This is a genomic window from Laspinema sp. D2d, from assembly GCF_025370755.1.
Lineage (GTDB): Bacteria > Cyanobacteriota > Cyanobacteriia > Cyanobacteriales > Laspinemataceae > Laspinema.
This window is the reverse complement of the sequence record NZ_JAMXFC010000006.1, coordinates 68,885-82,473: the sequence shown is the minus strand read 5'-3', so window position 1 is coordinate 82,473 and position 13,589 is coordinate 68,885. Positions and strand designations below refer to the sequence as shown.

At 47.5% G+C, this 13,589-nt stretch carries 15 protein-coding genes; 6 read left to right on the top strand and 9 right to left on the bottom strand.

Annotated elements, in window-relative coordinates:
* Positions 1–39 precede the first annotated feature (39 nt).
* The 4 genes from NG796_RS06080 to NG796_RS06065 all read right to left on the bottom strand — a co-directional run bounded on the left by NG796_RS06080 (position 40) and on the right by NG796_RS06065 (position 5,017).
* Positions 40–327 carry a hypothetical protein gene (locus NG796_RS06080; protein WP_261205016.1) on the bottom strand — a complete coding sequence of 96 codons (288 nt, stop codon included), beginning with the start codon at positions 325–327 and terminating at the stop codon, positions 40–42.
* Positions 314–592 (bottom strand): BrnT family toxin, encoded by a 279-nt coding sequence (locus NG796_RS06075; RefSeq protein ID WP_261205015.1) that lies wholly within the window; start codon positions 590–592, stop codon positions 314–316. The genes NG796_RS06080 and NG796_RS06075 overlap by 14 nt, the downstream gene beginning before the upstream one ends.
* Before the next feature lie 305 nt (positions 593–897).
* Complete coding sequence (locus tag NG796_RS06070) at positions 898–2,619, bottom strand: ABC transporter ATP-binding protein/permease (RefSeq protein WP_261205014.1); 1,722 nt, start codon at positions 2,617–2,619, stop codon at positions 898–900.
* A 646-nt stretch (positions 2,620–3,265) separates the two neighbouring features.
* Positions 3,266–5,017 carry an NFACT family protein gene (locus NG796_RS06065; RefSeq protein ID WP_261205013.1) on the bottom strand — a complete coding sequence of 584 codons (1,752 nt, stop codon included), beginning with the start codon at positions 5,015–5,017 and terminating at the stop codon, positions 3,266–3,268.
* A 139-nt stretch (positions 5,018–5,156) separates the two neighbouring features.
* On the opposite strand from NG796_RS06065, the gene NG796_RS06060 reads away from it, so the two are divergent.
* From NG796_RS06060 to gmk, 3 genes are all read left to right on the top strand, one after another.
* A complete protein-coding gene (locus NG796_RS06060) occupies positions 5,157–5,330 on the top strand; it encodes a hypothetical protein (protein ID WP_261205012.1) in 174 nt (57 codons plus the stop codon).
* 194 nt (positions 5,331–5,524) lie between these two features.
* Positions 5,525–5,776 (top strand): extracellular matrix/biofilm regulator RemA, encoded by a 252-nt coding sequence (gene remA, locus NG796_RS06055; RefSeq protein WP_261198444.1) that lies wholly within the window; start codon positions 5,525–5,527, stop codon positions 5,774–5,776.
* Positions 5,777–5,898: 122 nt separating this feature from the next.
* Positions 5,899–6,459 carry a guanylate kinase gene (gmk, locus tag NG796_RS06050; RefSeq protein ID WP_261205011.1) on the top strand — a complete coding sequence of 187 codons (561 nt, stop codon included), beginning with the start codon at positions 5,899–5,901 and terminating at the stop codon, positions 6,457–6,459.
* A gap of 138 nt (positions 6,460–6,597) precedes the next feature.
* Here the strand turns inward: gmk and NG796_RS06045 are convergent, their stop codons facing one another.
* Together NG796_RS06045 and NG796_RS06040 are read right to left on the bottom strand one after the other, a co-directional pair.
* Positions 6,598–6,723, bottom strand: coding sequence for a Photosystem I reaction center subunit IX (locus tag NG796_RS06045; RefSeq protein ID WP_261205010.1), 126 nt, complete (start codon positions 6,721–6,723; stop codon positions 6,598–6,600).
* A 90-nt stretch (positions 6,724–6,813) separates the two neighbouring features.
* Positions 6,814–7,296 (bottom strand): Photosystem I reaction center subunit III, encoded by a 483-nt coding sequence (locus tag NG796_RS06040; protein ID WP_261205009.1) that lies wholly within the window; start codon positions 7,294–7,296, stop codon positions 6,814–6,816.
* Between the two features lie 286 nt (positions 7,297–7,582).
* Here NG796_RS06040 and tsaD point away from each other — a divergent pair, with 286 nt between their 5' ends.
* Entirely contained in the window at positions 7,583–8,638 is a 1,056-nt protein-coding gene (tsaD, locus tag NG796_RS06035; protein ID WP_261205008.1) for a tRNA (adenosine(37)-N6)-threonylcarbamoyltransferase complex transferase subunit TsaD, read from the top strand.
* A gap of 98 nt (positions 8,639–8,736) precedes the next feature.
* Here tsaD and NG796_RS06030 read toward each other — a convergent pair whose 3' ends face one another.
* The 3 genes from NG796_RS06030 to NG796_RS06020 form a co-directional block, all read right to left on the bottom strand.
* Complete coding sequence (locus NG796_RS06030) at positions 8,737–9,594, bottom strand: alpha/beta fold hydrolase (protein ID WP_261205007.1); 858 nt, start codon at positions 9,592–9,594, stop codon at positions 8,737–8,739.
* 211 nt (positions 9,595–9,805) lie between these two features.
* Entirely contained in the window at positions 9,806–10,531 is a 726-nt protein-coding gene (locus tag NG796_RS06025) for a hypothetical protein (RefSeq protein ID WP_261198450.1), read from the bottom strand.
* Between the two features lie 512 nt (positions 10,532–11,043).
* Positions 11,044–11,187: a hypothetical protein gene (locus tag NG796_RS06020; RefSeq protein WP_261205006.1), complete on the bottom strand. Its 144-nt coding sequence runs from the start codon at positions 11,185–11,187 to the stop codon at positions 11,044–11,046.
* A 66-nt stretch (positions 11,188–11,253) separates the two neighbouring features.
* Here NG796_RS06020 and NG796_RS06015 point away from each other — a divergent pair, with 66 nt between their 5' ends.
* Both NG796_RS06015 and argC read left to right on the top strand, forming a co-directional pair.
* The gene (locus NG796_RS06015; RefSeq protein WP_261205005.1) at positions 11,254–11,784 is read left to right on the top strand and encodes a GNAT family N-acetyltransferase; all 531 of its coding nucleotides are present in this window, start codon (positions 11,254–11,256) and stop codon (positions 11,782–11,784) included.
* Positions 11,785–12,243: 459 nt separating this feature from the next.
* On the top strand, positions 12,244–13,302 hold the full coding sequence (argC, locus tag NG796_RS06010) for an N-acetyl-gamma-glutamyl-phosphate reductase (protein ID WP_261205004.1): 1,059 nt from the start codon (positions 12,244–12,246) through the stop codon (positions 13,300–13,302).
* Positions 13,303–13,589 lie beyond the last annotated feature (287 nt).

The following is a 13,589-nucleotide window of genomic DNA, read 5'->3' as shown; positions in this document are numbered from 1 at the left end:
CTTCGCGACCCCAGAAACCGGGTTTCTTTCCTGCTGACTTCAAATGACCTGACCATTTTTCGGAAACAAACTAATCAACGTGCGTAAAGCCCTGTTCGCCGTTTCAGCATCAGGGAAATATTCCCGCACATCTGGATCGAGCATAATTGCTCCATCTTTCAGGGTAAAATATTGAACAATATCCGGGCGATCGGTTTGATGAATGGTGACAGTATGTCCTCGGCGATATGCCTCGTAATGCTTGCCGCGCAAACCGCCGGTAAAATCATATTCTGAAAGCATTTTATCATCGGTGGTATCTGGCTGATCAAAATTATAATTGTTCATAGATTTTTCTCTCGGTTTTGGTAGCTTGAGGACAACTAATAATCCGAATGTTCGCTTGACGTTTTGTGTAAACTACAACAAGTAACTGACCTTGACTAGACCGACGAATATCAATATAGCGTTCTTCATTATCCGAGTGCTGGGTGTCAGCGATCGTTATCGATAATGAATCATTGAAAACGGTTTTTGCTTCCTCAAAACTAATTCCGTGTTTTTTGAGGTTATTTTCGGCTTTTTCTTCATGCCATTCAAACCTCAAATGCATATCATCACCTCTTGGAGAATTGAGAAACCGGGTAATTGACGAAAATCTCGGTGTAGGATATATAAATTATCCCAAAAACGAGGCTTCTTATCTCTCGGGTCCCCGAAGCCGCGTTTCTTCCGAACATCTTGGTTAGAATACAAAGATGATCGCCGCCCTCGGTTTCTTTCCCCCATCCAGGAACCCCAAGAACCCCAGAAACAGGGTTTCTTGGCGGCTAACTTCAAAATGACCTGACGATTTTTCGGAAACAAACTAATCAACCTGGGTAAAGCCCGGTTTAGCGTTTCAGCGTTATCTCCGGATTAATTCATTGACATAAAATTATAATCTTGGGCAGAAATCACGCGCCAAGTTTCATCGTCATGGACTTCCAAAACTTTGTCGTGATATTGCAACAACGTCGGGCGGTGTCCTACACTCAAATAAATTGTAGATAGCTTTTGCAAATGCTGATAGAGACTTTGTTCATTTTTCACATCCAAAGCACTCGTCGCTTCGTCTAAAATGGCATAACGAGGATGAGTCAGCAACAACCGAGCAAAAGCGACTCGTTGTTGTTCTCCTATTGACAATACATGATCCCAGTCTTCGATCGCATCTAACCCACCGAACCTTTCCACTAACTCGGGCAAATTAACCTGTTTTAATACTTCATATATTTCTAGGTCAGAAATATTCAGGTTTGTGCTGGGATAAAGCAGTTGATCGCGCAGAGAACCTAAAATCATATAAGGACGTTGAGGTAAAAAAAGAATTTCCCCTAATTTTGGTCGGTGAATGGTCCCAGTTCCCGAGTTCCACAAACCGGCGATCGCTCGTAAAATTGAACTCTTGCCACAACCGCTTACCCCCACAATTAGCAATCTTTCTCCCCCTTGCATTTCTATAGATACATCCTTCACCAAAGTTCGTTGATAATTGGGCGTTTGCAAAGTTATATGTTCTAAGCTTAAACTGAAATCTTCTATCGTATCAATAGTCGTATTTTCATCTAGGGGTAATACTTTGGGTTCTTCTAAAACTTTTTCTAAGCTCTCTAACCGCTCAAGTCCTGCCACTAAATGAGTTATACCTCCAAACTCTCTAACAATCACAATCAGAGAGGTAAATACAATGTTAAAAGCCCCTCTTGCTTCGATCAAAATTCCCACCTCAGTTTCCCCAGATAAGATCTTTGGACCGAGAATTACAGCCGGAAATATCCAAGTAATTACTTGATAGCCACTGCTAAAAAATTCTAAGTTTCTCTCCCAGCGGATAATTTTGTTAAAATTACTTAAAACCCCCTTAAATATCTCCTTAACATTATTTAACTCTCGATTATCTCCTCCATAAAATGCGATCGATTCAGCGTTTTCCCGAATCCGTACCAAGCCAAATCTGAAATTAGCTTCTCGTTTGAGTTGCTCGGTTTTTAGGGGAATTAAAATCCTGCCAAATCCCACCGTCGTGATCACCATTCCCATACAAGCATACACGATCAATACAATCACCAGATTGTGAGATATTGACCAAAGAACGACCCCAAAAGCAATAATATTAACCAAAGATGAGCTAAAGTGCATAAACAAATCCAGAGACATATAGCAAAATTTTTCAATATCTTGAGAAATTCTCTGGTCTGGATTATCAATCTTTGCCCTCCAAAAACCCAACCAATAAAAATTGCGATTTTTCATGTATTTTTGTAGATAAAAATTGGTCAGCCAACCGCGCCAAAACCACCCAGCTTTATCCTGTAAATACTGACGAAAAGTTTGCAAAGTAGTCAAAAGCATACAAGCCACCAGATATGTCAGGACAGCTGGCCAAAATCTGCCTGCATTTTGTTCCGCTAGGGCTGATGTAAACTCTCCTTTTTGGCCGTTTTGGAGAATATTCATCTTGGCTTGAAGCATTAATAAAAACATCATAAATAACATTAAGCTAATAGCTTTCCACCTTTCTTGAGAATCCCACCAGTATGGCTTGGCTACCGCCCAAAAACGCTGAAAAGCACTAAAGTCAAGTTTTAACCTTTTCATAGGGGTTATTTAATTTGTTCTGGAGGAGTTATTTTTGAGGATATAAGACTCACGGAGTTGTTACCAATCCGTGAGTCTTATATAGTTATATTTTACCTACTCTATCCAAATCAATTAAGTATATTTTGTTAAGACTTATAGATATATCATTTAGCTTAAACCAATTGCCTAGCCAACTTGAGGGAAGGCTAACTTTAGAACACTTGTTGCTTACCACAGCTACAATTGAACTCTACATTGGCCGAGGGAAGACCCTGTTTTACTAAGTCAGATTTTTAAACCCTTATGCAGTCTGGGCGGTATTCACCACCAGTGCTTTCGCCCCAAGGGCCATTAGATCCGCGAAGGTATTGGGGCTAAAAACCGGGTTTCTGACTCTAGGTGAGCGGCTAGAAAGTAGGGTTGTGCCTAGAAAGAAAAAAAGACCAGCTAAAATTCTAGCTGGTCAGCATAAAAAAATACCCTTTGCGTTGTCGTTTCTTTTCGAGGAAATCCTAACTGCGCGTTCCCAACCTTGCAGAAGGCGATTGATTCTTAAATCTTTTCCTCAAGGCGTATTGTAACAGAAGACACGATCGCTTTCTTCCGTATTTTTCCCTATAAGTCAGTAAATTTTATCCAATCTTCTGACTTCAATAATCAAACATTAAGTCGGCGGGGTAAAATGTTGAGGACAGCCCCAGAGGATGCGCTCATGCTTATAAATGACCATTCCGGGTTTCGCCCCCTTGGGTTTATAAACATTTTTCGGTTCGGTGTAGACTACCGGGACTTGCTCACTGTGACGGGCGCGACTATAGTAAGCGGTTAAGTCTGCTGCAAATTGTAAATCCGGTTCATCAGCAACGGCCCCCGGGGGTAGGCGCAACAACCCATGACTTCCGGCAATCTCTTGGGTGTGGAACCACAAGTCATAATCCGTCGCTACCCGAAAACTCAACACATCATTCTGGCGATTGTTCCGCCCGATCAGGAGTTCAAACCCACTGGGAGAGACGAAGCGGTAAAACTCTGGGGTAGATTCCTGGGTTTGACGCTTGTACTCGGGGTCACTGAGATATCCCTGCTGGATGAACTCTTCGCGAATTTCAGCCAATGCTTGTAAATCTGCGGGTTCGCGATAGTCGTCGATTTGGGAAATGGCGACTTCAATCTGTTCTAAGTAGTCGATTTCCTGGCGAACCGCAGCAAGTAAGGGTTCTACTGCACCCCTTGCCCGTTTGAGTTTTTGGTGACGTTTGTAGAGAGATTGAGCATTTTGGACGGCATTTTTTTCTAACTCCAGGGGAATGGTGACGGGTTCGCCGGTTTCAAAGTCGGGAAGGGCGATCGCCTTCATTCCCGGTTGCCACTCCTGCAAGTTTGCCATCAATAAATCCGCTTTTGCCCGATAGTCGTCCGCTTCGGAAGATTCTTGCAAGCGGTTTTCAAATCCCTGCCCTTTGACTCGCAATTTATTTAAGAGATTAGAGAGTTTTTGACTGAGTTGATGGCGCAGTTGCTTAAAGTCAAACCGATTCAGTTCATCGGTATAATACCGATTTAATAAGTCTTGGACTGACTTGAAATCCGGGGGTTCTGGGTTGTGGTTCCAGTTGATGACTTGATATCCGGTTTCTGTCCAATGGGGATAGATTGCGGATAAATCGCCAGTTTGACAGGTTTGGATAAAGTTTAGCCATTGTTGCCAGGAGGCAAAGAGGCGGTTCCAATCCTCTGGGGTCAGACTGTGGGTGGATTGTTCAAAGTCGAGTTTGGCAGAGGCGATCGCCGCTTTCACCAGATGGGAACTCAAACCTTGATAACTTTTGAGCATTTGCCGTCCCAAAGCATCAGGAATCAGGGCAATCCGTTCTTGCCAGCGCGATTGCGGTTCCGTCAGACTGGGGATGGGGTCCGTCAAACTGGGAGGCAGGGCGTAGGGTGCGCCGGTGAGGATGGGGCGGATACTGGACTGCTTTTCGCTGACTTGATGGGCGGCAGTGACGATTTGATTGTCGGCATTAGCGAGTATGGCGTTACTGCGTTTGCCCATGATTTCGATATATAAATGCCAGAGTATCGGGTCTCCTGGACGTTTGGCAAATTGGAGGTCCAGGGCGCGTTCCCAGGGGGAGACGGGGGCGATCGCCACAAATGCCAACCCCCCGAGTTGATGGCGGAGTTGATCACTAAAGGTAAAGGTATCCGGTTTGCGCGGGGGAGGGTCACTCAGATGCAACCGGGCAGCGGTGGGATGCCAGGAAACCGCCAACCATCCGCGCCCGGTGAGGGTTCGCAGGGCTAAAAAAATGGTATGGCGATCGCGCTGATAAACCTGTTCGAGTCGCGCCGGTAACCAAGTGGTTCGCAACTCGCAATAGGAGGCGATCAGGGTAGTCAAGTCAACAGGTTGCATCGCTAATGGTCCAAAATACCCGTAAATTTACAATCCAAGTCATCAAATTCTCAAAAAGCACCCCAAACCCCTCAAAAATCCATGAATTGCCTTGCCGATTGCAGGGGATTGTCGAGTTCGCCCAAATTTTGTAGATACTATGGAAATTAGAGTGCGATCGGGGTTAATCACGGAAGAGTCTGAAATCGCTCCTGACTCTGGGTGGCGATCGCCATTTGGCTCCTTCCAGGGACGGCGAGGGAATACTCATTCTGCCCCTATTCAGGGTATCATTCCCGGTTACTCAATTCCGATGCCCGCTGCTGTCTCTTAAAAACGGCTATCCTATCCCACAAGTTGAAAAACCTGCCTGCTGAGAAGGTTTTCAGCGTTTTTAGCAAAAATCCTCCCCCCAACCGGGGGACCGGAGGGGGTTACCGGACCCGAAATCTCCTCAGATCTAAATTTTTAGGGTTCAAACAGCTTTGAGAAGAAAAAACCTTTTACATCCCGAGGATGGTCCTATTTATGGATATTCAACTGATTAATATCGGGTTTGGTAATATCATTTGTGCTAATCGAGTGATTGCCATTGTCAGTCCAGAATCTGCCCCCATCAAGCGAATTGTTACGGAGGCGCGGGAGGGGAATCGGCTGATTGATGCGACTTACGGAAGGCGGACAAGGGCAGTAATTATTATGGATTCGAGTCATGTGATTCTTTCGTCCATTCAGCCGGAGACGGTTGCCAATCGGTTCGTTTCCAGTAAAGATAGTTAAGCAAATTTAGCAAAAATTTGATGGGTTCTCCAAGAGGTTGGCGTTTGAGTTGTTTAACGTTCCGGCGGCCTGTTTTCGGAGAACTGAGTAATTTTTGGGTCTAGTAAAGGGTTAGGGAAGTGATGCAGATGGGTCAATTAATTGTATTTACGGGTCCGAGTGGTGTGGGGAAGGGAACCTTGCTGCGATCGCTGTTGGCACGTCACCCGGAACTGGAGTTATCGATTTCGGTGACCACTCGTGCACCTCGGGAGGGAGAAATAGAGGGGCGGCATTATTATTTTGTGAACCGGGAGCAATTTCAAGGGTTAATTGCTACGGGTCAATTGTTGGAATGGGCAGAATTTGCCGGGAATTGTTATGGGACTCCCCGAACCCCGGTGGAAGAGATGATCGCCCAGGGGAAATTAGTGGTATTGGAAATTGAGTTAGAAGGGGCGAGGCAAGTTCGCGAAACCTTTCCCGGGGCGTTGCAATTGTTTATTTTACCGCCGTCGCCGGAGGAGTTGGAACGGCGGATTCGAGTGAGGGGTCAGGATTCTGAGGAGGCGATCGCCCGTCGTCTCCACCGTGCTCAAGTTGAAATCGCCGCTGCCGATGAGTTTGATATTGCCATTGTGAATGATGATTTTGACCGGGCATTAGAGGCGATCGAAATGGCCTTATTTGCCGCAGTTTCTTAAGCCTGATTAGCTTCGAGAGCCGTTACCCTAAATCGGTCTTCAACAAAAAGCGATCGCTTCTATCTAATTTAAGAGAGGCGATCGCTTTTTGTTTAAATCAATCCAAACCAGTTGGACTTGATTCCTCTTTAGCCAACCTTAGAACGGAGGAACCAAAGCATCAGGATAGATTTTGTTGGCAACAATCAAGACAGCGGCTGTTAAGGACAACCATACCATTAAGACAACGGGTCCGAGCGATAGATACTTAACGAAAGAATCCATGAACGCTTCTCCTAAATTGAACAAGGGTTAATATTGAGATTTTAGATCTTAGCTGAGCTAAAATCTAAAATCACTTTCAACGGTGCTTTTCTAACGGGGTGAGACAGTAATCTCATTGTTTTTGGCGGTTAATTTACCACTGGTAAATTCGCCTAAAGCGGCCAAAGGCCAAACTGCACTACCTAAAGAACATTTAATTGCCAAAGGAAGGTCAATGATAATTTCTTTTTCTTCAGCACTGCCGCTGTCACGAACTGCAATCAAGTAGGAACGGCCAGCCCAGCCGATCCAGCCTGCAATATAGAGAAACAGCAAGCTAGGAATTCCAAACTCATTAACGTGGGCCAAGTTGCCATCCACAATCAAATGAGGATAACCTTCTGGACCGCACAGCAAGGTGGAATATTTCTCAAAGCGAGCTTTTGCGCCTGGAGTTTTAGCATTCTTAGCCTTTTGAACGAATGCCGGATTATCACTACAAGGAGTGAGGTTTTGGTATAAGTCAGCAGATGCAGCAGGGGCAAAGCTGAACCAAAGGCAAATCGTCAGAACCAACGCGAACAATCGTCCCATAGAATTGTTTCCTTTTGTTACGAAACATCAAGATTGTTAACAAAACCGGAGGCTGCTTTGTTACTCGATCTAGTTTATCGATCTGTGGGTTCTTTTGCTCAAGCTGTGGGAGAAAGAGGGTTGAAGTCATTCTCCCCCGGACAGGAGGGTGACACCGAGGATAAAACGCGATCGGGTAAGAGCAGGTGAGTTCTGGGAACTTCCAGAAAATCATACTCTGCTAAGACAACCTCGTAAAGATTAAGCTAGGCAATAGTTAACCTAATATTCCAAAAATTACCAGCCAATGGCAACCGTTTTAGCAATTGAAACAAGTTGTGACGAAACTGCCGTAGCAATTGTAAAGAATCGTGAAGTGAGCAGCAATGTAGTTTCCTCGCAAATTGCAGTGCATCAGCAGTATGGAGGGGTAGTACCCGAAGTGGCTTCGCGATCGCATTTAGAAGTCATTGATGGGGCGATCGCCCAAGCTTTAGCGGAAGCCCAACTCAGTTGGTCCGATATTGATGGGATCGCCGCTACCTGCACCCCGGGTCTCGTCGGTGCTCTCTTAGTCGGCCTCACTGCTGGCAAAACCCTCGCCATGCTGCATCAAAAACCCTTTCTAGGCATCCATCACCTAGAAGGACATCTCTATGCCTCCTACCTCACCGAACCCAGCTTAGAACCCCCGTTTATTTGCCTGTTAGTCTCCGGGGGTCACACCAGCTTAATTGATGTCCAAGCCGGGGGCGTTTATGAAACCTTGGGACAAACCCGGGATGATGCTGCCGGGGAAGCCTTTGACAAAGTAGCGCGATTGTTAAAGCTGGGGTATCCCGGAGGGCCAATCATCGATCGCCTTGCCAAATCCGGGAACCCCAAAGCATTTAAGCTCCCCGAAGGCAAAATTGGACTACCATCCGGGGGATATCATCCTTATGACACCAGTTTTAGTGGCTTAAAAACCGCCGTTCTGCGCTTAGTAGAGAAACTCAAAGCCACCGGAGAAGAACTCCCCGTCAACGATATTGCTGCCAGTTTTCAGGATACGGTGGCGAGAGCCTTAAGCAAACGAGCCGTTGCCTGCGCCCGCGATCGCAGTCGGGATACCATCGTTGTCGGGGGTGGAGTTGCAGCTAATAGCGCCCTACGAGAACACCTGCTGGCCGATGCAACCCCTTACAATCTCCGAGTGCTATTTCCCCCCTTAAAATACTGCACCGATAACGCGGCGATGATTGCCTGTGCCGCAGCCGATCGCCTCAACCGAGGAGATCGCAGCCCCTTAACCCTGGGCGCTCAATCCCGCATGGCCCTAACCGATGCCCACCAGCTTTATTTAGGGAACACCAATACATAGACCTCTTGCAACATTCTAAAAGCCGATTGGCCTTCTTAAGGGGGGTTGGGGAGATCAATCCGTTATTTTGCAAGAGCAACAACTGATCAAGCAGGGCACTAACCATGATTACCCAGAATCTGGAGCATTTCAGTCGCCACCACCTCCGGTTGCTCCACCATCGATAAATGGCCGCAGTCCGGAATTTCAATCACATTCATCCCCTCATCTTCAAAGAGGGCGTGAAAACTTGCCAAATGGCGAACATATTTCGGTTCCATCACCTTATCCTTGGTGCCAGTGATGAAATAAACCGGCTGGGTGAGTTGGGAAACCAATTGAGGAAGGCGGTGTACCTCCACTTCCGTCGTGGAATCGAGCAAAGCCCCGATCGCCGCCTCTGGGTGAGCCATCACAAAATCCAGCAGCCGTTGCCTTGCCCAATGGCGTGGGAGGGGACTGGCGACACTATCGCGCGTAAATAACCAATCAATGCCCGGGAGATGGCACAGCCAACGAGGGCGCATTTTTACAAAAACCTGACCTGCCGCCCGAAAGCGTTCAAACTCTTCTTTGATATAAATGCCGCCTCCCGAATTGACGCAGAGCGCCCCTTGCACCTTGGCGGGAAGTTGAGAAGCGCCCCACAAGGCGATACTGCCCCCGAGGGAGTGACCAATCAGCCATGCGGTGGAGATATTGAGCTTGTCCAGCAAGACTTCTAAATCGCGAGCATAGGCGCTAGGGGTGTAGCCTGCATGGAACTGGGGGGTGGGGTGGGCATAGGGTTGAGAATCCCCAAATCCGCGCAAGTCATAAGAGAGGCACTGGTAATCCACCGACAGGCGATCGATTAGGGGTTGCCAATAGCGGCGGCTGAGGAGCCAACCGTGGATAAAAACCAGAACATGGGGAGAGGGGCGAGGATCTGTGAGTTCATAAGCGTGAGGAACCCCCAGGATGTCAATCGTTTCCATGTTGTTATCAAGAGCGAAGAAATCGTCTGAATACAATCACTTAGGCGATCGCAGACGAGGGAGCAGCCAGCGATCGACACAGCCGGTCCAAGGGGACCACCAGAGTACCGGGCACAGAATAGCACCTCCGGTTTTATCGAGAATCAAACCCTTGGGTTTTCAGGCTCAAGGTTGGGATAGGCTAGGGGATGGCGAGGGCCAAAGTGCTTTCTCAAAAGCGCCTCCCGAGCAATCGCTGCCGCACGCCTTCAGCAATCTTTTGTCCGAGGTATTCGGGAATCAGACTTTCGTTGGGTCCCAGTAAATACAGAATCAGGCGGGTTCGTCCTCGCCAAACCAGTAAGTTCGCATTGACGACGAGCAAATCTTCTTGCCAGATGGCGTACATCACTTTATAGAACAATCCCGGCTGGTTATCGGCTTCAATCAGAAGGGCGGGAAGATGGAAAACCGGATCGACGTAGAACTCGGTTTCCACGTCCTCTAAACCGGCATCCAGATTGAATTCTACAGCCAGCATCTCTTCCACTTCAAAGTGACCCGCCAGGGCTTCACGAACAGCCCGACAGACATTTTCTGCGGTCTTGTCTGTGAGTGCTTTACCCCCCCGAGACACCACCAACTTGATAAAGACCAACATCGGTGGATAAATTTGGCCGTAAAGACTCAGACTGTGGATCGTGAGTCCATAGGCAGCCAGAACTCCAAAAATGTCACTCAGCAAAAAAGATTGATTGCGGTAGGCAAAATGCAGAGCACTTTTGGTCCCTTCGGGTCTGAGTTCAATGACCGCTTGTTTAGTTCGGTAAAGCTGGTAGGCGAGCTTGAGGTTTTGGAGCTGAATTTCACTGCTGACAAATTGTTCGTAGAACTGCGGAAACGCTCGGTTAAAGCGTTTGAGCAGGTCCATCGTGGATGATTTTAAACCCGGTGCCATATTGGGGTGTGGGAGAACTCGCTAGCTCCTGTCAAAAACACAAAGGAAGACAGCAGCCCGGGGTCCTTTCCGATAGAACAATGATTGGATGGCGAAAGCTAGGATAGTTTCGTCATGTTTAACCCTGGCTGGAACTGTCATACCCTGGGATCCGAGCCAATGCACGACTCGCAACGATATGCTCTTTTTGCATCTCCCCAACCCAAGGAGGGCCTGTTGACAAGTTCAAGCCGAGGCTAATCTCGGGGGACGGGTTGAGCCTCGGCTAATCTGGACAAAGGGGGCGTACCCGGTCTCGTCAGCTCCCGATCGCAATTGGGGGCCTAATTCAAGACAGGGTTACATCAACTGGGCTGAGGTAGATTGCTATATTAATCCTATGCCATCATGGGGGACACTGCGCCGATCGCTACGGGGGATTACGATTCTCTCTGGCTTTTGGCTGAAACTTTGGGCCATTCATCCCTCCGACTCCAAGGGATTTCAGTCTAGCCATTTTCCTGGGGTAAGGGTTAGCATCTTCCTGGCGATTGGCGTAAGTCGCGACTTGCCACTGTACAATCATAGACGGGTACGCCATTCCGTTGCACCGTCAGGCAGCAGTTTATCGTTTGTTCAACCTTGCGATCGACCCAATTGGGGCGATCTCTTGGCATCCCATGCTTATCCTCGGTGGGGGATAGCGCTTGTCCACCCCGTTCTCCTACCCTAACCAAACCTTCATGGGTTTTTGGAAAAATTTATTTAGCGGTTCTGATACATCTTCTGCGCCGATCGCGGCGCAAATCGAGGGATATCAATCTGCCGGGACTAGCGATCGCCCCGGCACCAATCCTCGTGTCTATTTCAGTACAGATCGAGATATTGACCTTTATGAACTAGAAGAACTCTGTGATGCAGTCGGCTGGTCTCGTCGCCCTCTGCGTAAAGTTAAAAAAGCAATTCAATACAGTTTTCTCGTGGTTTCTATGTGGGAAATGCGCGGGAAAACTCGTCGCTTAATCGGCTTCTCCCGCGCCACCTCAGACCATGCTTTTAATGCCACCATCTGGGATGTCGTAGTTCATCCCGAATTCCAAGGCAAAGGGTTCGGCAAGTCCTTGATGAATTACACCATCAAGCGTCTTCGGAGTGAAGATATTAGCAATATCACCTTATTTGCAGATCCCCATGTGGTCGAGTTCTACCGAACCTTGGGATTTATGTCCGATCCCGAAGGCATTAAAGGAATGTTTTGGTATCCCAATCGATAGGGTATCCACCCTCCGATATGGACATCAATAACTTGACTATAGATGCCCTATGGAAAAGACAGTCATTCTCATCCCGACACGAATCTAGGCTTTTTTTGTCCTGGAGGATAGGTAGGTGTAATTAATGAGGTCTACCTACTGACAAAGGACCAGAAACCGGGTTTCTCGTCCATATTTGTTGCTTTCTTTGCAGAGATTTTTCAAGAAACCCGGTTGGCTTCCTTTTACTCTACCTATGATCTAAATTTTCCTAATTGGAATTTTTGTCACTTTACCTGGGAAACTGCAAGGAGGATAGAGGCTGTCACCTCCTTTCGGGTTAGGTTAGCAGACATCCTCCATTGAAAGTGGAAAAGCTGTAGGGATTTGTACGATCGCTTTTACCGTTTGGTACTAGAATGCAACAGCTAGAGCGATCAAGACCGCTCAAGATCTCTATATTTGGAGTGGAGTAAGGTGATGGGTGAATTAGAAACTATGCGGGTTGGCATTGTTGGGGCATCAGGATATGGTGGCGTCCAACTCGTTCGACTGATTAGAGATCATCCCCAACTGGATTTAGTGTACTTAGGTGGTGATAGCAGTGCGGGTAAACCCTTCTCGGATCTGTATCCCCATCTTTCTCATGCCACTGACTTGATGATTGAGTCAGTGGATGTTGACACGATCGCCGATCGCTGTCAAGTGGTTTTTCTCTCCTTACCCAATGGGTTAGCCTACCAAATGGCCCCCCGGTTACTGGAAAAAGGCTGCAAGGTTCTCGATCTTTCCGCCGACTATCGATTTAGTAATTTAGAAACCTATAAAAATTGGTACGGTGGCGATCGCGCGGATGCTGAAACCGCTGCGGTGGCTGTCTATGGCTTGCCGGAATTATATCGCGATCGCATCAAGGATGCCCAACTCGTCGGCTGTCCCGGTTGCTATCCCACCGCCAGTATTCTTGCCTTGGCACCCCTTCTCAAACAAGGCATGATTGTCCCCAATAGCGCCATTATTGATGCCAAATCGGGGATTTCTGGTGCCGGACGCCAAGCGAAAACCAATCTCCTCCTCGCCGAAGCCGATAACTCCGTCGCTGCTTATGGGGTAGCGCGTCATCGCCACACCCCAGAAATCGAGTCCATTGGTAGTGATCTCGCGGGACAGGATATCCTGGTCCAGTTCACCCCCCACCTAATGCCGATGGTCCGGGGAATCCTCTCTACCGTCTACGCCACCCTCCGAGATCCCGGTCTAGTTCGGGAAGATTTAGTCACCATTTACACGGCATTTTATCGCAATAGTCCTTGGGTCCGGGTCCTCCCGGCAGGGGTCTACCCTCAAACCAAGTGGGCGATGAACAGTAATATGTGTTATCTCGGGGTAGAAATTGACCAACGCACCGATCGCGCGATCGTCATTTCCGCTATTGATAATCTCCTTAAAGGTCAAGCCGGTCAAGCCATCCAATGTCTCAACATTATGATGGGTTGGGATGAAACCCTTGGATTGCCCGAACTCGGTTTCTATCCCTAGGAATTAAGGCAAAATCCCCAGTAATATCAGGGGAAAGATTATCCAGTTTAGGCTACTGCATTGATGAGAATCTTGTCAATTTTGACTGTTAAAATGCAGAAACTCTGGGGATAATTGCTTTAAGGAATTTATTGTAAATTACCGGGTGTTAAGCCCGGTAATTTTTTGCTTCCTTGGCCCAAAGACTGTTGAAAAAAATAGACGGGAGTTATAAACCCCCGCCTGATGGTTCAATTTAAAACAATCAACCTGCTGGCAACACTGCCAACAAACCCGGGATTAAAAAC